Annotated in this window: 19 protein-coding genes; 12 read left to right on the top strand and 7 right to left on the bottom strand. The window is 63.7% G+C overall.

Annotated features, from left to right (window positions below; translation table 11 throughout):
• Positions 1-123: 123 nt before the first annotated feature.
• The 10 genes from yaaA to AAC023_RS09890 all read left to right on the top strand — a co-directional run bounded on the left by yaaA (position 124) and on the right by AAC023_RS09890 (position 7,926).
• Complete coding sequence (yaaA, locus tag AAC023_RS09935) at positions 124-924, top strand: peroxide stress protein YaaA (protein WP_339740716.1); 801 nt, start codon at positions 124-126, stop codon at positions 922-924.
• 341 nt (positions 925-1,265) lie between these two features.
• Positions 1,266-2,066, top strand: a complete 801-nt coding sequence (locus AAC023_RS09930) for a 3-hydroxybutyrate dehydrogenase (protein WP_339740714.1) — start codon at positions 1,266-1,268, stop codon at positions 2,064-2,066.
• Entirely contained in the window at positions 2,063-2,419 is a 357-nt protein-coding gene (locus AAC023_RS09925) for a VOC family protein (protein WP_339740712.1), read from the top strand. The genes AAC023_RS09930 and AAC023_RS09925 overlap by 4 nt, the downstream gene beginning before the upstream one ends.
• Positions 2,412-2,867 carry an NUDIX hydrolase gene (locus tag AAC023_RS09920; RefSeq protein ID WP_339740709.1) on the top strand — a complete coding sequence of 152 codons (456 nt, stop codon included), beginning with the start codon at positions 2,412-2,414 and terminating at the stop codon, positions 2,865-2,867. Before AAC023_RS09925 ends, AAC023_RS09920 begins: the two co-directional genes overlap by 8 nt.
• 11 nt (positions 2,868-2,878) lie before the next feature.
• Complete coding sequence (locus AAC023_RS09915) at positions 2,879-3,400, top strand: TIGR02301 family protein (RefSeq protein ID WP_339740707.1); 522 nt, start codon at positions 2,879-2,881, stop codon at positions 3,398-3,400.
• 156 nt (positions 3,401-3,556) lie between these two features.
• Complete coding sequence (locus AAC023_RS09910) at positions 3,557-4,576, top strand: efflux RND transporter periplasmic adaptor subunit (RefSeq protein WP_339740705.1); 1,020 nt, start codon at positions 3,557-3,559, stop codon at positions 4,574-4,576.
• An 83-nt stretch (positions 4,577-4,659) separates the two neighbouring features.
• Complete coding sequence (locus AAC023_RS09905) at positions 4,660-5,352, top strand: ABC transporter ATP-binding protein (RefSeq protein WP_339740702.1); 693 nt, start codon at positions 4,660-4,662, stop codon at positions 5,350-5,352.
• On the top strand, positions 5,349-6,506 hold the full coding sequence (locus AAC023_RS09900; RefSeq protein WP_339740700.1) for an ABC transporter permease: 1,158 nt from the start codon (positions 5,349-5,351) through the stop codon (positions 6,504-6,506). Before AAC023_RS09905 ends, AAC023_RS09900 begins: the two co-directional genes overlap by 4 nt.
• Before the next feature lie 12 nt (positions 6,507-6,518).
• The gene (locus AAC023_RS09895) at positions 6,519-7,697 is read left to right on the top strand and encodes an ABC transporter permease (RefSeq protein WP_339740698.1); all 1,179 of its coding nucleotides are present in this window, start codon (positions 6,519-6,521) and stop codon (positions 7,695-7,697) included.
• A 10-nt stretch (positions 7,698-7,707) separates the two neighbouring features.
• Positions 7,708-7,926, top strand: coding sequence for a hypothetical protein (locus AAC023_RS09890; protein WP_339740696.1), 219 nt, complete (start codon positions 7,708-7,710; stop codon positions 7,924-7,926).
• 49 nt (positions 7,927-7,975) lie between these two features.
• Here AAC023_RS09890 and AAC023_RS09885 read toward each other — a convergent pair whose 3' ends face one another.
• From AAC023_RS09885 to AAC023_RS09865, 5 genes are all read right to left on the bottom strand, one after another.
• Positions 7,976-8,737: a hypothetical protein gene (locus AAC023_RS09885; RefSeq protein WP_339740694.1), complete on the bottom strand. Its 762-nt coding sequence runs from the start codon at positions 8,735-8,737 to the stop codon at positions 7,976-7,978.
• A gap of 73 nt (positions 8,738-8,810) precedes the next feature.
• Positions 8,811-9,197 carry a DUF6165 family protein gene (locus AAC023_RS09880; RefSeq protein WP_339740691.1) on the bottom strand — a complete coding sequence of 129 codons (387 nt, stop codon included), beginning with the start codon at positions 9,195-9,197 and terminating at the stop codon, positions 8,811-8,813.
• Between the two features lie 53 nt (positions 9,198-9,250).
• Positions 9,251-10,594 (bottom strand): dihydroorotase, encoded by a 1,344-nt coding sequence (locus AAC023_RS09875; RefSeq protein ID WP_339740689.1) that lies wholly within the window; start codon positions 10,592-10,594, stop codon positions 9,251-9,253.
• Entirely contained in the window at positions 10,591-11,541 is a 951-nt protein-coding gene (locus AAC023_RS09870) for a glycosyltransferase family 9 protein (protein ID WP_339740687.1), read from the bottom strand. The genes AAC023_RS09875 and AAC023_RS09870 overlap by 4 nt, the downstream gene beginning before the upstream one ends.
• 116 nt (positions 11,542-11,657) lie before the next feature.
• Positions 11,658-12,608, bottom strand: a complete 951-nt coding sequence (locus AAC023_RS09865) for a glycosyltransferase family 9 protein (RefSeq protein ID WP_339740685.1) — start codon at positions 12,606-12,608, stop codon at positions 11,658-11,660.
• A gap of 64 nt (positions 12,609-12,672) precedes the next feature.
• On the opposite strand from AAC023_RS09865, the gene AAC023_RS09860 reads away from it, so the two are divergent.
• Together AAC023_RS09860 and AAC023_RS09855 are read left to right on the top strand one after the other, a co-directional pair.
• Positions 12,673-13,491: a hypothetical protein gene (locus AAC023_RS09860; protein ID WP_339740682.1), complete on the top strand. Its 819-nt coding sequence runs from the start codon at positions 12,673-12,675 to the stop codon at positions 13,489-13,491.
• Entirely contained in the window at positions 13,491-14,075 is a 585-nt protein-coding gene (locus tag AAC023_RS09855; RefSeq protein WP_339740679.1) for a DNA-3-methyladenine glycosylase I, read from the top strand. Before AAC023_RS09860 ends, AAC023_RS09855 begins: the two co-directional genes overlap by 1 nt.
• Here AAC023_RS09855 and AAC023_RS09850 read toward each other — a convergent pair.
• Positions 14,059-14,700: a response regulator transcription factor gene (locus tag AAC023_RS09850; RefSeq protein WP_339740677.1), complete on the bottom strand. Its 642-nt coding sequence runs from the start codon at positions 14,698-14,700 to the stop codon at positions 14,059-14,061. The two genes, AAC023_RS09855 and AAC023_RS09850, sit on opposite strands and share 17 nt — an antisense overlap.
• A partial coding sequence (locus AAC023_RS09845; protein WP_339740675.1) for an ATP-binding protein occupies positions 14,697-16,639 on the bottom strand: 1,943 nt, incomplete at its 5' end. The genes AAC023_RS09850 and AAC023_RS09845, both read right to left, overlap by 4 nt.

The raw sequence follows: 16,639 nt of genomic DNA, 5'->3' as shown, positions 1-16,639 counted from the left end.
CGATCAAACAGGCGCTGGATCCGAAGGGGATCATGAACCCGCGGGTTTTGCTGGGGTAGCGCACACCCCGCCCCTTTCGCGGCGCGGCAAGTTTGCCTATCTCTCCTGCCAAGGAGACGACCCATGCTGATTCTGCTTTCGCCCGCCAAGAACATGAATTTCGACGCGCCCGAGCGCGAACTGCCGGTGACGGTGCCGGCCTTGCTCGACGAGACGCGCACCCTGTCGGCAACGACACGCGGGCTGTCGACCTCGAAGATCAAATCGCTGATGAAGATCAGTGCCGATCTGGCCAGGCTCAATCGCGAACGCTTCCAGGCCTTTGATGCCGACCAGCCGGGCACCAAACAAGCCGCACTGGCCTTTGCCGGCGAGGTTTATCGCGGGCTTGAAGCGGGCACGCTGGACGATGACGATCTCGCTTACGCCCAGGATCATTTGCGTATTCTCTCGGGCATGTATGGCGCGCTGCGCCCGCTCGATGGCATCCATCCCTACCGGCTGGAGATGGGCCGCAAGCTGCACACGCGGCGCGGCGAGAGCCTGTATGATTTCTGGGGCGACAAGATCGCGCAGCATCTCAATGAGCTGCAGGCCGGTGACAGCGACCCGGTCGTGCTCAACCTCGCCTCCAATGAGTATTTCAAGGCTGTCGATCAAAAGGCTCTGAAAGCCCGCGTCATCACTGCCAGCTTCAAGGAAGAAAAAGACGGCCAGGCCCGCATGCTGATGGTCTTCGCCAAGAAGGCGCGCGGCATGATGGCGCGCTGGGCGATCGAGAACCGGATCAGCGATCCGGCGGATCTGGTGAAGTTCGATGCCGGTGGTTATACCTATGATGAGGTCGGCTCCAGCGAGAGCGATCTGCTGTTCACGCGGCCCCAGCCGGCGGCAGCAGGTGCCAAGGCGAAGGCGGAGGCCTGAGGGCGAAACTCTTCCCCGCATCCCGGAGATATGTTATGGTCCAAGGGCCGCCGGAGACGGGTACGATCGCCTCCTTTGGCCGCCCTTCAGGCGATGGATAGACGGATCAATAGCGTCCAGCCGCCGATCCGCCTTTTCCTCACCCAGAGGACGAGGCAGCATTTCGGAAACCGAAACATTGCTCCCTCCTTGGATTGCGCCGGCCCCTAAATGGCCGGCGTTTTTATTCTAACACAAACACCCTCCATGCGTGCACTCTCCCAAAGCGCTCGCACCCTGAGCCTTGACCCAACGGCGCCGATCCCGTCTCTTCGCACCTGCACAAACCTGACAGGTGATTCATGTCCGCAATCCGTACCGATCTTTCCGGCCAGGTGGCCCTCATTACCGGCTCGACGAGCGGGATTGGCCAGGCGATGGCCGAGGCGCTCGCCGCCAACGGGGCGAATATCGTGCTCAATGGGCTGGGTGATGCGGCCGAGACCGAAGCCTTGCGCGCCAAGATCGCGAGCGATCACGGCGTCGAGGTACGCTATCACGGCGCCAACATGCTCAAGCCGGACGAGATCGCCGACATGGTGGCCTATGCGGAGCGTGAATTCGGGCGGCTGGATATTCTCCTGTCCAATGCCGGCATCCAGCATGTCTCACCGGTTGAGGATTTCCCGGTGGCGAAATGGGATGCGATCATCGCGATCAATCTGACGTCTGTCTTCCATGCCGCGCGCGCAGCGATCCCGGTCATGAAACGCCAGGGACGCGGACGCATCGTCAATCTCGCCTCGGTCCACGGCCTCGTCGCCTCACCGTTCAAATCGGCCTATGTCGCGGCCAAGCATGGCGTGATCGGCTTCACCAAGACGCTGGCGCTCGAGCTCGCCGAAGACGGCATCACCTGCAATGCGATCTGTCCGGGCTATGTGAAAACGCCGCTGGTGGAGAACCAGATCGCCGACACGGCAAAGGCGCGCGGCATCTCCGAGGAGGAGGTCGTGCGCGATGTCATGCTGGCGGCGCAGCCGACCAAGCAATTCGTCACATTCGAGCAATTGGCCGGTGCGCTGCTATACTTGGTCTCTGATGCCGGTGCCAATGCCAACGGGACCGCGATCACGATTGACGGAGGCTGGACCGCGAGATGACCGATAGCATTCTCAGGATCGACTATAACGAATTGCCGGTCACCGATATGGAGGCGGCGAAGGCCTTCTACTCGGCCGCTTTCGGCTGGACCTTTCTCGACTACGGCCCGACCTATGCCGCCTTCGAGAATGCCGGCATTGATGGCGGGCTGCGACTGGAAGACAAGCCGTTTCCGACCGGCGCCCTGATCCTGCTGCGGGCCGAAGACATTATTTCGGCGGAAGGCCGCGTCGAGGCCGCCGGCGGCTGCATCAGCCTGCGCGAGGACTATCCGGGCGGACGGCGTTTCCTGTTCACAGACCCGAGCGGCAATCAACTCGGCATCTATTCGGAACACGGCAAATATGGCTGAGGCCAGCCCCCCGGATTCAAGACACCCCGTCCCCGGCGCCGGCATTGTCGTCTGGCGCGGCGATGAAGTCCTGCTGATCCGTCGCGGCAAGCCGCCCTATACCGGTGAGTGGTCGATTCCCGGCGGCAAGGTCGAGTTTGGCGAGACCGTGCGCGAGGCTGCGCTGCGCGAACTGTTGGAAGAAACCGGCACCACGGCGCGCATCATCGGGCTGATCGACGTCATCGATGCGATTGGCGCCCGCGAAGCGGGCCATCCGGGCGACTGGCATTATGTCCTCTGTGACTTCGCCGCCGTGTGGACGGGTGGCGAGCCGGTCGCGGCCGACGATGTCACCGCAGCCGCCTTCTTCCCGCTCGACGAGGCCCTGCGCCTGACGCGCTGGGACCAGACGCGCGATGTGATCGGGCGCGCCCGCGCGATGATCGCTGCCTTGCCCACGCCATAAATCTCGCCAATATGGCGATCATGCGCTCCTTGCCTGCCCTTCTCGCTGCTTCGCTTGTCCTCCTGCTCACCGCCGGCGCGGCACAGGCGCAAAAGCCTGGCGAGCGCATCGGACGTGTGCCGGACCGGGCCAGCGCGCGCGAAGCCGCGCGCAATGAGCGCGAAATCCAGCGCGGTATTGACCGTCTCGCCACCCATACAAGCGCCGCGTCCAGCCAGCAGCGCGATGTTGGCGACACCGAGCGCGCCCTGCCCTATCTCGCCTATACGCTGGGCGAATTACACTATCTCGCCTCCTCATGTGAAGGCCTCGACTCCCAGGCCTGGCGCCAGCGCATGATTGAATTACTGGCGATGGAAGCAGCCGAGCCCGGCCGCCGCCGTGACCGCATGATCGAAAGCTTCAATGATGGCTATCGCGTGCAGCAACGCCGCCGCCCGGTTTGCGGCGAGGAGGTCGAGATCGAGCGCCGCGCCCTGGCCCATCGCGGCCATGACCTGTCGGAAATGATGCGCGCCGCCTATTTCGACTGAGCCCGCTTGCCGGCGGATCTGGTCGCTGACGCAAGCGACGCGGCGATTGGCGAATTTTGATCCGGGCGGGACGCGCGCCCGTACAATTCCGGGTGTGCTGCTCTGACAGCCGTTGTATAGGAGACCTGCATTCGCAAGGACCTTGGGGGGAATTGAATGACCGACCGCAGTGCCCAGCTTCATTCCTTGAGCATTGACCGCGACGAGCCAGAACCCCGTTCGGGTATCTCGCTCATCACCATGCTCAGCCTGCTTGTGGGCGCCATCATCGCTACTGCGGCCGTAATGTGGTTTTTCGTAACCCCGCCAGCGCCCGCCCCGGCGGCGGCACCGGTCACCACCGCGGCAACCACCTCAACGACCACGCCATCAGAAGCCACGAGCCCGGCACCGGCACCGCGCACATCGGGACTGGTCGCATCGGGCTATGTCGTGGCGCGGCGCCAGGCCACCATCTCGGCCGAGATCACCGGGCGCATCCGCGACGTGCTGGTCGAGGAAGGCACGCGCGTCGAGGAAGGCCAGGTCCTGGCCCTGCTCGACGATACCCGTGCCCGCATCCAGCTGGACCTGCTGCAATCCCAGCTCAATGCCGCGACCGCCCGCATCCGCTCGCTCGACGCGCAACTGGCCGAGGCACGCCTGGTCGCCACCCGCGCCAGCGAGCTGGCGGCGCGCGATATCGGGCCCGAGGCCAATGTCAGCGCCACCCGGTCGCAGGTTGACAGCCTGGTCGCCCAGCTCGCCGCCGCCCGCGCCGATCGTGAGGCTGCCGCCGTCATGGTCACCAGCCAGCAGGACCTGGTCGAGCGCCATATCGTGCGCGCGCCCTTCGCCGGTATTGTCATCGCCAAAAACGCCCAGATCGGCGAAATCCTGTCGCCATCCTCCGCTGGCGGCGGATTTACCCGCACCGGCGTCGCCACACTGGTCGACATGGAATCGCTGGAAATCGAGGTCGACGTCAATGAGGGCCAGATCGGCCGCGTCACACCGGGCCAGCGCGTCGAGGCCCGCCTCGATGCCTATCCCGACTGGCGCATCCCGGCCCATGTCGAGGCCATCATCCCGACCGCCGACCGCAGCCGCGCCACCATCAAGGTGCGCGTTGCCTTCGACGAACGCGACAATCGCATCCTGCCGGACATGGCGTCGCGCGTCATCTTTATGGAATAGGCCGGACCGGCCTTCGGGCCGGACGCCATCGTGAAACCAATCGTCCGCAATTGCGGCCATGAGCACAAAATGAGGACCCGCCGATGAGCAAGCTCTACCAGCTGACCGATCTCTCCAAGGGCTATACGCGCGGACGCGAGGCCATCACGATTTTCGAACATCTGACGATGTCGATTGATGAAGGTGAATTCATCGCCATCATGGGCCCGTCCGGCTCCGGCAAGACGACCCTGCTCAACCTGCTCGGCGGCATCGACCGGCCGACCTCCGGCTCGGTGGAATGCCAGGGCGTGCGCGTCGACAAATTGTCGGAAGGCAAGCTGGCCAAATGGCGTGCCGCCAATGTCGGCTTCATCTTCCAGTTCTATAATCTGATGCCGACGCTGAATGCGGCCCAGAATGTCGAATTGCCGCTGCTGCTGACAAACCTGTCCGGCAAGGCGCGCAAGGAACGCGTCGCCACGGCGCTCGATATTGTCGGCCTGTCAGACCGCGCCCGGCATTCGCCGCGTCAGATGTCAGGCGGCCAGCAACAGCGTGTCGCCATCGCCCGCGCCATCGTCGCCGACCCGAAAGTCCTGCTCTGCGATGAGCCGACCGGAGATCTCGACCGCAAATCCGCCGACGAAATTCTCGAGACCCTGCAGCTGCTCAACAAGGATCTCGGCAAGACCATCATCATGGTCACCCACGACCCGTCTGCCGCGAAATATGCCCGCCGCGAACTGCATCTCGACAAGGGCCGCTTCGTCGAAGCCTCGGAGCTGGCCCAATGAATGATTTCACCCTGATAAGGAAGAATCTCTTCCGCAAGAAGATGCGGGCCATCCTGCTGATCTTCTCGATCATGATCGCCTTCCTGATCTTCGGCGCGCTCGGGGCCTTCTATTCGGTCTGGACCTCGGGTTCGTCGACGGCAGCCGAAAACCGGCTGGTAACGGTCAATCGCATCAATTTCACCGTCTCCATGCCCTATGCCTACTGGGCGAGGGCGAGCGCAGTCGAGGGCGTGACGAATATCTCCCATGCCAGCTGGTTCGGCGGCTATTATCAGGAACCGGCGAATTTCGTGCAGACCTTCGCGGTCGATCCGGAAAGCTGGCTGGCCGTCTATTCCGAGCTGACCATGCCGGACGACCAGCGCGCCGCCTTCTTCGATACCCGCGACTGCCTTCTTGTCGGCGCCGACCTTGCCGCCCAGTACGAATGGAGCGTTGGCGAGCGCATCCCGCTGCTCTCGAACATCTGGCAGAAGCAGGACGGCACATCGAGCTGGGACTTTGAGATCTGCGCGGTTTTCGACGCCGAGGACGATACCGTCCCGACCAATTATGCGATGTTCCACTACGAATATTACAATGAAGCGCTGGCCTTCAACCGGGACAATCTCGGCTGGATGGTCCTGACCACGACCGATGCCGCGCAGAATGACCGCATCATGCGCGAGATTGATGCCCTGTTCGCCAATTCACCGGCCGAGACCGAGACCAGTACCGAAGCCGCCTTCAATGAGGCCTTCGCAGCCCAGTTCGGCAATATCGCGCTGATCCTGTTATTCGTGGTTGGCGCGGCCTTCATGACCATTCTGATGATTGTCGGCACCACCATGGTGATGGCAATCAATGAGCGCACCAAGGAGATCGCCGTGATGAAGACCCTCGGCTTCCCGGCGCCGCGTATTTTCCGCATGGTCCTGATCGAATCCATCCTGCTCAGCCTGGTCGGCGGCCTGCTCGGGCTGGGCCTGGCCAGCCTGGCGGTCGGGGGTGCTGCTGCAGCCATGGCGGCCTTCCTGCCCGGCCTCAGCATGCCCCCGCTCGTGCTCGCGATCGGCCTTGCCCTGGCGATCGGGCTCGGTTTCATCACCGGCATTATTCCCGCCATCAACGCCCAGCGCGTGACCATCGTCACCGCCCTTGGCAAGCTCTAGGAGACGGATGAGATGTTCGACCAGATCGCAGCCGTAACCCTGATCAACCTGCGCTCCATCCCGCAGCGCGCCCTGCTGTCGGGGGCCACCGTCTTTTCCATCGCCCTGGTGGTGATGGTCCTGCTCGGTTTCCTCGCCATGTCGAGTGGTTTCAGCAAGACCATGCAGGGCACGGGCTCGGCCGATGTCGCCGTGATGTTGCGGACGGGTTCGCAGACCGAGCTCAATTCGGGCCTCTCCGTCGACCAGATGCGCCTGATCGAGGAGGCGCCAGGCATTGCCCGGGACGCGAACGGCATACCCGTCGTCTCCGGCGAGCTGTTCGTCATCGTCGACGGCATCAAGCGGGCCTCCCAGACCGAGGCCAATCTGCCGCTGCGCGGCGTCGGACCGGCCGCCCAGTCCCTGCGCCAAGGCTTCACCATCGTCGAGGGCCGCGCCTATGAAGCAGGCACCAACGAGCTGATCGTGGGTGAAGGAATCATCCGCGAATTTGCCGGCTTTGACCTCGGTCAGACCATCCGTCTCGGCTCGAATGAATGGGTCGTCGTCGGGATTTTCTCGACCGGCGGAACCGTATTCGACAGTGAAATCTGGACCGATCTGACCGTGATCCAGAATCTCTATCAGCGCGGCACGTCCGTACAGTCGATCCGTGCCCGCCTGACCAGCCCCGAAGCGATCGAGGACGTGCGCGCCTATGCAGAAAACGATCCGCGTCTGAATCTCGATCTCCAGAGCGAAGTCGATTATTTCGCCAGCCAGGCCGGCGGTACCGCTTCGCTGATCACCTATCTGGGCGTCCCGCTTTCGATCGCCATGGCGATCGGCGCCCTCGCCGGTGCCTGGAACACGATGTATTCCTCGGTCGACACCCGCATGCGCGAGATCGCAACCCTGCGGGCTATCGGGTTTTCCGGTTTCGCAGCAGCGTTTGGAACCATGGTCGAATCCCTGGCCCTGGCGGGTCTGGGCGGACTGATTGGCGCGGCGGGCGTCTACCTCTTGTTCAACGGGGTCAGCGCCTCGACGCTGGGCTCCAGCTTTACCCAGGTTGTCTTCTCCTTCGCGGTGACCCCGATGTCGGTCGGTCTCGGCCTCGGGCTTGCCCTGATCGTCGGCTTCCTCGGCGGCATCATCCCGGCAATCCGCGCAGCGACCGTACCGCTGCTCGCCGTCCACCGGAGCTAGGGTTCGCGAAATGGTGAAGGTCGATTTGAGCGAGGCGGAAGCCATCGTCCTGTTCGAAATGCTCAACCGGCTGGTCGATGGCGACAGGCTGGCCGATGACGCCGAAACGCAGGCCGCAACATCCCTGATCGACCGGCTGGAGGGCGGCCTGCCCATCGTGGCCGGGGTCGATTATGCCCTGCGCCTGGCCCGGGCCCGCGAGGAGTTGACCGAGGATGTCGAGGACTGATCGGGCACCCGGCCGGATCAGTCCTGATACCCGTCAGTCCCGGCCCCCGTCAGCCGTAATAATCATCCTCGGCCTCGCGCAGCTTTTGCTGCTCCTTGTGCGGCGGCAGGATTTCCATCTTCACATGCCGGCGGCGATTGGTGGAGATGACGAAGAAGCGCTTGTCGGGATAATCCAGCTTGCACTCGAGCATGGCTGAGGTGATGAGATCGACATTCTTGAGATCATCATCCGACATGCCGAACGAGTGCGGCAGATCGCGGCCATGCTTGTCCAGACCGGCCTCAACGCAATGTCGGATCGCGGTGCGCTTTAGCCCCGCCGTGGTCATATGCGCGCCGAGTTCGTCACGGATTTCCGGGTTTGAGACCGGGTAAATCCCCAGATAATCCGGTTCTTCGGGAATATGACCGGCATCGACCAGCAGGCGCAGGCCCTGGCGGATGATCTCGCGCGAATGCTGGCGCGCGGTGATAACGGCGATCGGGCGGCGCTTCAGCACGGCGTATTTGAAGATATCCCAGGACGGGCCCTTCCAGTGGGCACTGTCGAGGGCGCGGCGGACATCGCGCAGCAGGTATTCCTCGCCATTGCGGTCCTGGCCGTCGGAGAATTCACGATAGGCGCGCGCCGGCGGATCGGCCCAGTCTTCCCACAGGCCGGGCACGCCGAGATAGGCCTTGATGTCCTCATACTCGTGCTGGCGCATGGCGCGCTCTTCGCCGGTCATGGTGTTGAGGAGATGGATCCGCGTCGGTAGATGCAGGATATTCTCGTCGATATCGAAAAAATAGAAGCTCTGACGTTCCACGAGGGCATCCTTGTTGGCATCCGCCTGTCCGGCGGGCTGGGCTGCCCCCGCTTAGCGAGGCGCGGCGTGCGACTCAATAGGCGGCGTAGGATTTTTCTTCGACAATATCCGAGCCCAGCAGGAGATTGATTTCCTTCTTCAGGGCAGCGCGCTGGTCATTGGTGACATAGACGGCGCGGGCGAGACGGATGAATTCCGTGCCGAAATCGCCATCGCGCTCACAATCGCGGATATCATCCTCGATCTTCCAGAGCGCCTCATTGACGGCCTGCAATGCCCCGTCGAGCCGGCTCAGCGCCGCGCTGGCGGGCACATCCTTGACCAGGGTCTCATTGAGAATGGCGAGCTCGGCGCGGACATTTTTCAGCTTGGCCTCATCCTCGATGCGCTCCGATTTGATGCGCAGGATGGTGAGTTTGTCGATCAGCTCACCCGGAGCGATCGCAGTCAGGATAGTCATGGGCATGAGGATACCTTGTGTCGGATGCTGGCAGGTCTCACCTGGCCAGATGATCAGTTGCGCGGAAGGGCTTCCATGAAGCGCACGGGTTCGCCGCTACCCGATACCATGAGCTCGCCATCGCGCATCACCGAGCGGCCGCGCACAATCGTACCGACCGGCCAGCCGGTGACGGACATGCCGTCAAACGGGGTCCAGCCCGATTTCGATTGCGACCAGGCATCGGTGATCGTCTCGGTCCGCTTCATGTCGACCAGGGTGAAGTCGGCATCCCAGCCCAGCGCCATACGGCCCTTGCCGGCAATCCCGAAAACGCGCTGGGCGCCGGCCGAGGTCAGGTCGACGAAGCGCTCAATGCTCATCCGGCCGGCATTGACATGGTCGAGCATGATCGGGACCAGCGTCTGCACGCCGGGCATGCCGGAGGGGCTTTGTGGATAGGGTTTGGCTTTTTCTTCCAGCGTGTGTGGCGCATGGTCGGAGCCGATGACATCGACAATCCCGCCCTGCAGGCCGCGCCACAGCCCGGCGCGATGATGGGCATCGCGTAGCGGCGGATTCATCTGAGCCCGCGCGCCAATACGCTCATAAATCCCCGGACCTTCCAGGGTCAGATGCTGCGGCGTCGCCTCGACCGTGACGTAATCGCGATGATCGATCAGGAAATCCATCTCCTCGGCCGTCGAGACATGCAGGATATGGATGCGCTTGCCGGTCTTGCGCGCCAGGCGAACCAGGCGTTTCGTGCTCATCAATGCGGCTTCCGCGTCGCGCACGACGGGATGGCTGGTCCAGTCTCCGGCAACAGCCAGATGGCGGCGCTCGACGAGGCGGTATTCATCTTCGGAATGGAAGGCGGCGCGGCGATTGATCGCCCGCAGCACGCGTTCAACACCCTCATCATCGGCGACCAGCAGCGAGCCGGTCGAGGCGCCCATGAAAACCTTGACGCCGCAACAACCCGGCATGCGCTCCATCACCGGCAGGATATCGGCATTCTCATTGGTCGCGCCGGCATAAAAGGCGTGATCGCAATGCATGCGATCCTTCGCGCGGGCGAGCTTGTCTGTCAGCATGTCCGGCGTTGTCGTGGTCGGTTCGGTATTGGGCATTTCGAACACGGCCGTCACGCCGCCCATCACCGCGCACAGCGAGCCCGATTGCAGATCTTCCTTCCACTCCAGGCCCGGCTCGCGGAAATGGACCTGGGTATCGATCACGCCGGGCAAGACGAGCAAGCCGGTGCAGTCGACCACTTCGCCGGCGGAGGCGCGCGACAAATCGCCGATCGCTGCGGTCTTGCCGTCAATCACGCCGATATCCGCATGGCCACGCCCGTCATGATTGACGATTTCGCCGCCCTTGAAGATCACATCATAGGTCTGGGTCATGGTCATGCGGTCCTTTCAAAGAGTGCCTTCGCGGCATCATACACCGTGTCGACCGTCAGGTCCGCAAGCAAGCTTTCCGGATGCTCGCGCCGGTCATCATGGGCGCCGTCAATTTCAGCGAATGTCGCCGGGCCGCGCACAGCGTCAGTATGCTCGCCCCACGGCGCGTAGCAACGGTCATCGGACGGACCGAACAGGCCCAGCGTCGGTGTTCCCACCGCTGCGGCCATATGCATCAACCCGCTATCATTGCCGACATAGAGGCGGCATCGCTCAAGACAGGCCGCCGTCTCGGGCAAGCCGAGGCCCACAAGGTCGACAAAGCTGGTCTGCGGCAGGGCGTCGAAAATCGGCTGCGCATAAACCGCGTCACCAGGGCCGCCCAGCATGACGACATGCGCGTCGGGCATCACTCCGCCGGATGCAGTGAAACGCCGGATGAAATCGGCAAAATTCTCCGCTGGCCAGACCTTGAAAATCCAGGACGCCGACGGACAAATCGCCAGCCAGGGGCCATCGCCGGGCAAGCGGTCTGCGGCTTCTGTACGCACCGCCCCGGACAGGTGAAGACGCGGATCAGGCGGCGCATCGAGCCCCAGCACGCTGGCCGCTTCGGCGACCTTGGGAATGGGGATTTTGCTCTTTTCGAGAATGCGGCGCTGGCGCGCGCGCAAGAAATGGCTCGTCACCGAACAGCGCAGATCGACCACCAGATCCCACTTCAGGCCGACCGTTTGCCGCCACAAATCCAACCAGTGCAGCCCGGCCTTCTTCTTGCGCATCACGATGATGCGCTCCAGGCGCGGCGTCTCGGAGAAGAGCGAGGCTGCCAACGGGCCACAGGCAATCGTGAAACGCGCCTGCGGGCGCGTGCGGACGAGATGGTCGAGAACACCGGAATTGATGATCGCGTCGCCGATCCGGGTCGACGTAATGAAAAGGACGCGCTGCATGGTCTCGCCAATAGCGCGGCGCGAAGGGCTTGGCCAGCGATGGGCGCAATGCCTTGCGCGCTGCCGTAACGCGCTCGCCTGCGGCATGGGTCAGCTCAAAACGCCGGGCCCGTCCATCAGGTCCGCTGCAAAAGCGCGGTGGCAGCCTCATTGGCCGCATCGACCTCGAGGTCGAGCAGCAGGCTGTCGGGATGCTGGCGGCGATCGGCAAAGGCGGCATCGATTTCGGCAAATCCGGCCGCGCCACGCACGATTGCGCAATGCGCGCCATAAGGCCCGTAGCGGCGCTCGTCAGACGGACCGAACAGGCCCAGCGTCGGGGTCTTCATCGCCGCCGCCATATGCATCAAGCCGCTATCATTGCCGATGAAGAGGCGTGCGCGCTGCAGACACGCCGCGACTTCCATCAGGCCTAGCTGACCGGTGAAATCGAGCAAGCCGGCATCGGGCAGAATGGCATGGATGGGCGCCGCCGCCACCTCATCCCCCGGCCCGCCAAAAATCGCCACCCGCGCGCCGGCCATCGCCCCGCCCGGCGCGATGAGCCGCTTGACCAGCTCGGCAAAACGCGTCCCCGGCCAGACCTTGTAGGGCATCGAGGCCGAGGGACAGATCGCCAGCACCGGCGCGCCTTCGGGCAGCAATTCGGCGGCTCTTTCACGCGCGGCATCGGAGAGATAGATTTTCGGGTCCGGGACCGTGTCAATCCCGAGCACGCGCGCCGCCTCGGCGACCTTGTGAATCGGGGCGCTGGTCTGCTGCAGGATACGCCGCTCCTTCGCCAGCAGCGCCCAGGCTGTCGCAGAACAACGCAGGTCTACCACCAGATCCCATTTCTGACCGACCGTCGCCCGCCAGAGATCGAACCAGTGAGCGCCGGCCTTCTTCTTGCTCATCACAATCACGCGCTCGAGCCGCGGCACGGCGGCAAACAGCGGTGCCGCCAGCGGCCCGCAAGCAATCGTGAAGCGCGCCCCGGGCCGGGTCTCGACCAGATAGCGCAATACACCGGAATTGATGATGGCATCGCCGATCCGGGTCGATGTGATCAGAAGGATATTCTGCATACATGCGCAAATACAGCGCCTCATCCCGCTTGGCCAGCAATCAAGGCAATGCGATACCTACGCCATGAACACTCCCGCTCCCGCGATTCACACCGCCCCCGCCCGCACCATTCTTTCCGTCTCGGGGCCGGAGGCACGCGCGCTGCTCCAGCGCGTCATCACCGCCGATATCGAGACACTCGAGGCCGGCCAATGCCGGCCCGGCGGGCTGCTGACGCCCCAGGGCAAGCTTGCGGCAGACTTCCTGATGTTTGCCGATGGGGAAACAGTATGGCTGGACGTAGCCGGCGCGGCCGCCGATGCGCTCGCCAAACGCCTGTCGATGTTCAAGCTGCGCGCGAAGGCCGAAATCGTTATCAATACCGATCTGGCGGCCTTGTGGAGCGAGCACCCGTTTGAAGGCTCCGCCCCCGATCCACGCCTGGGCGAGGGCGTCCATCGCGGGATTGGCAATCGGGGTGACGATGCCGTTTCGCTCGACACGATTGAAATCCTGCACGGAATCCCGGTCTTCGGCCGCGATTATGGCGAATCCGAAGTCTTCCCGACCGACGTCAATCTCGACGTCTATGGCGGCATAGGCTGGAAAAAGGGCTGTTTCATCGGCCAGGAAGTCGTCTCGCGCATGAAACGCCGCGGCACCATTCGCAAGCGCTCACTTTCATTGAGCTTTTCCGGTGAAGCCCCGGCGGCCGGCACACCGGTGACCGCAGGCAGCAGCACAATTGGCGAAATCACCTCATCCCACGGCCACCATGCCATCGGCCTGATCCGCCTCGACCGGCTGGAAGCGGCCAGCGAAACACCCCAGGCCAACGGCCACGACTGCCGCATCGCCGTGCCGGACAATCTGCGTCCTGATGCTCCGGCGGAAAAAGTCTAATGTGTTCCGAGCGCTGCGCCTGGGTGAACAGCCCGGACCCGATCTATGCCGCCTATCACGACACCGAATGGGGCGTGCCGGAATATGATAGCCGGGCGCTATGGGAAAAACTCATGCTGGACGGGTTTCAGGCCGGCCTCGCCTGGATCACCATCTTGCGCAAGCGCGAGACGATGCGCGAAGCCTTCCACGGCTTCGATCCGGAGATCATTGCCCGCTATGATGATTCCGATCGCGAGCGCCTGCTCGCCAATCCCGGCATTATCCGGTCGAAGCTGAAAATCGAAGCCGCGATCACCAATGCGCAAGCCTGGCTCGACATGCGCGAGGCCGGGACGGATTTCTCCGAGTATCTCTGGGGTTATGTCGAGGGCAGTCCGATCCAGAACCGCTATACCCGCGAGACCGGCCTGCCAACCCACACCGAGCTCAGCACCGCCCTGTCAAAGGACCTCAAGAAGCGCGGCTTCAAATTCGTCGGCCCGGTGATCGTCTATGCCTTCATGGAAGCGGTGGGCATGGTCAATGACCATGAAATCGATTGCCCGAGGCATGCGGCGGTGCGGGCTATGGGTCTGGGGTGAGGCCCATTCGGGTCGCGTGCCAGGAGGCTTCGGCGCGCGATGAGATGCCCAGCTTGCGGTAGATCGTCTTGATATGGCTGGCGACGGTACTGTCGGCCATGCCCAGATCGGCAGCAACTTCACTATTGCGCAGCCCGCGACCGATAAGGGCGAGCACTTCGCGTTCACGGGTAGTCAGTTCGCCATCGGGGCTGGCAGCCGGGCCGGTGCGGCGGAAATGCTCCATAATGCGCCGCGCGACCGAGGGCGAGATCGCCGGCATGCCCTCGGCGAGCTGAAGCAGGTGTCGCTTGAGGAGTTCGACCGGGCTTTCCTTGAGCAGATAGCCTTCCGCCCCGGCCGACAGGGCGGCAACGATGGAGGCATCATCCCCCATCACCGTCGTCACGATCGGGATGGCGCCAGGGCAAGTCAGCTGCAGGCGGCGCAGCACGTCCAGGCCGGAACCATCGGGCAGTCCCAGATCAATCAGGGCAAGGTCGAATCCGGCGTCGTCAGCAGCGGCCAGCCCGGCCCTCACGGTCGCGGCTTCGCGGATCTTGCAGGCGGGGAAGGCCGAGCGCACGATCTCGCACAACCATTTGCGCGTCTCGTTGACATCCTCGACGATCAATATCCGGTTCATGTCACCAGCCCCTGGCTTTCGCCGGCTTGAAAGGCCGCCACGAGCCGGCTGCCCGGCTCGAGCGGCAAGAAGGACAACTCCCCGCCGAGGCCGGCAATGCGGCCACGCATATTGGCCAGGCCATTGCCAGCAACCACCGTCTCGGGATCGAAGCCGTGCCCGTCATCCTCGATTGTCAGGGTCAGGCGGCCCGCCAGGCGTTTGATCCCGATACGGATCTGGCGCGCGCCGGAATGGCGGATCGCATTGCTCACCGCTTCGCGGACCACCGAGCGCAGGGCATGCGCAGCGGCGGCCGGTAGAGGTAATGCCTCGTCGAAGCTGTTCGACCAGTCCAGCGCGATCTCGACCGAGTCGAGGCGTTCCGCCGTCTCGACCCGCAGATCGGCCAGCGTCTCGTCCAGGGTCGGTGCGCCATGGGAGGCGTTGTTGATGATGTCGCGCAGGTCGCTCAGGGTTTCACGGATCATGGAATTCTTGCGCTCGTCATCGCGGCTATGCAGGGCGCCAAGCAATTGCGCGCCGATATTGTCATGCATGTCACGGGCGATACGGCCACGCTCCTCGGCGACACCGCGATCATAGGCATCACGGCTGGCATCGGCATGGGCCATCAGCTGCAGCAAATGCTGCGCCCTCTTCACATGCGCCGCCCCGAACAGGGAGCGTCCCGCCCAGGGGTAACGCAGGCTGGTGGCGGGGATATTGGAGACCGACGGCAGCACGAGTTCGAGCCCGTCCTCGCGGATTTCGGGCTCGTCGCCGGCGTCACTGGCGGCGCGGATCTCGAGCGGATCAAACAGGCGCGTCAGCAATTGCTGCCACTGGCCAGGCCGATCCTGCTGCACCGGCTGAAATGCCAGGGCGACAACCTCGCGGAAAACTTCCTGCTCGCTGAGGCCGGGACGAGAGGTGAAACGCCGCGCCAGCGCATCCCGGAGCGGCAGATAAAGAAAGCCGACGGCCAGCAATGACAGACCGAGCGCCATGCCCGGACCGATGGCCAACAGGCCGACCAGCGCCGCGTCGAGCGCGACCAGGGCGAGCGAACCGACGACATAGAACAGGATGCGGAAGGCCCATTCGCCGAGCTCGAACAGCCGGTATTGCCGCAGCCCCGCCGCCACGCCGATATAGATGAGCAGGAAAAACATGAAGGCATAGCCAGCCTTGATCACTGCCTGATATCCCAGCACCAGCGGCAAGGCGTTGAGGGCAATGAAACCGCCGGCGCCGAACAGGACGGAGAGTCCGAACCAGACCGCGATCGCCCGGTCCCGCGGCGCCCGCCTCGTCGCGATCAATTGTCCGAGAATCGCCAGCGCGATCGCCGCCATCTCGATCACGGTCAGGAAATGGATCGAGGCCCAGGCCGGCAGATGCCCACTGCGCGACAGGACAGCGAAAGCGCTGACGAAGACAGCGCAAACGGCCGTGATCCAGGGCCAGTGCGACAGGCGTACCGGATAAACCAGAAACAGCCAGATCATCGCGAGGCCAAAGCCACTGGCACCGATGGTGTTGAGCCAGATCATCGCAATCGCCAGGCTGCGCGGGTCAACGGCTCCGCCGGCGAAGCTCGCGGCGGAAAAGGTGAAGGCGAGCGTCGCCAGCCCGCTGACCGCGAACAGGCGTGTGGCCATCTCGCGCGGCCGCAGGGCCCAGACCCAGCCCGAAATCGTCAGGGCGCCCAGACCGACGCCGATCTCACACCAGAAGATCAGCGGCAGACCGGGGTCCATGTTTGCCCGTTGCGCGACCGCAATTGTCAGCGCCGTGGCGCCGAGACCGAACAGGAGGATGGCCGCCAGCCGGGTGCCCGGCGTGGTCAGTGCAAAGCCTGCACCGCCCGGCCGTCCGCGATCTCCCGCGCTGGCATCTGACTTCATCACTCGCGACACCTCCCCATCACCGGCACACCCCATCACCGGCACATCCC

Origin of the sequence: uncultured Maricaulis sp. (assembly GCF_963976135.1) — a bacterium.
GTDB lineage: Bacteria > Pseudomonadota > Alphaproteobacteria > Caulobacterales > Maricaulaceae > Maricaulis.
The sequence above is the reverse complement of the archived record's forward strand: the minus strand, read 5'-3'. Positions and strand labels throughout refer to the sequence as shown.

Excerpts from the sequence above, each read along its gene's own strand:
- yaaA (WP_339740716.1), top strand. The coding sequence starts at position 124 with ATGCTGATTCTGCTTTCGCCCGCCAAGAACATGAATTTCGACGCGCCC.
- AAC023_RS09850 (WP_339740677.1), bottom strand. The coding sequence starts at position 14,700 with ATGAACCGGATATTGATCGTCGAGGATGTCAACGAGACGCGCAAATGG.
- AAC023_RS09920 (WP_339740709.1), top strand. The coding sequence starts at position 2,412 with ATGGCTGAGGCCAGCCCCCCGGATTCAAGACACCCCGTCCCCGGCGCC.
- AAC023_RS09895 (WP_339740698.1), top strand. The coding sequence starts at position 6,519 with ATGTTCGACCAGATCGCAGCCGTAACCCTGATCAACCTGCGCTCCATC.
- AAC023_RS09870 (WP_339740687.1), bottom strand. The coding sequence starts at position 11,541 with ATGCAGCGCGTCCTTTTCATTACGTCGACCCGGATCGGCGACGCGATC.
- AAC023_RS09900 (WP_339740700.1), top strand. The coding sequence starts at position 5,349 with ATGAATGATTTCACCCTGATAAGGAAGAATCTCTTCCGCAAGAAGATG.
- AAC023_RS09905 (WP_339740702.1), top strand. The coding sequence starts at position 4,660 with ATGAGCAAGCTCTACCAGCTGACCGATCTCTCCAAGGGCTATACGCGC.
- AAC023_RS09925 (WP_339740712.1), top strand. The coding sequence starts at position 2,063 with ATGACCGATAGCATTCTCAGGATCGACTATAACGAATTGCCGGTCACC.
- AAC023_RS09915 (WP_339740707.1), top strand. The coding sequence starts at position 2,879 with ATGGCGATCATGCGCTCCTTGCCTGCCCTTCTCGCTGCTTCGCTTGTC.
- AAC023_RS09875 (WP_339740689.1), bottom strand. The coding sequence starts at position 10,594 with ATGACCATGACCCAGACCTATGATGTGATCTTCAAGGGCGGCGAAATC.
- AAC023_RS09930 (WP_339740714.1), top strand. The coding sequence starts at position 1,266 with ATGTCCGCAATCCGTACCGATCTTTCCGGCCAGGTGGCCCTCATTACC.
- AAC023_RS09890 (WP_339740696.1), top strand. The coding sequence starts at position 7,708 with ATGGTGAAGGTCGATTTGAGCGAGGCGGAAGCCATCGTCCTGTTCGAA.
- AAC023_RS09865 (WP_339740685.1), bottom strand. The coding sequence starts at position 12,608 with ATGCAGAATATCCTTCTGATCACATCGACCCGGATCGGCGATGCCATC.
- AAC023_RS09860 (WP_339740682.1), top strand. The coding sequence starts at position 12,673 with ATGAACACTCCCGCTCCCGCGATTCACACCGCCCCCGCCCGCACCATT.
- AAC023_RS09855 (WP_339740679.1), top strand. The coding sequence starts at position 13,491 with ATGTGTTCCGAGCGCTGCGCCTGGGTGAACAGCCCGGACCCGATCTAT.
- AAC023_RS09880 (WP_339740691.1), bottom strand. The coding sequence starts at position 9,197 with ATGACTATCCTGACTGCGATCGCTCCGGGTGAGCTGATCGACAAACTC.
- AAC023_RS09910 (WP_339740705.1), top strand. The coding sequence starts at position 3,557 with ATGACCGACCGCAGTGCCCAGCTTCATTCCTTGAGCATTGACCGCGAC.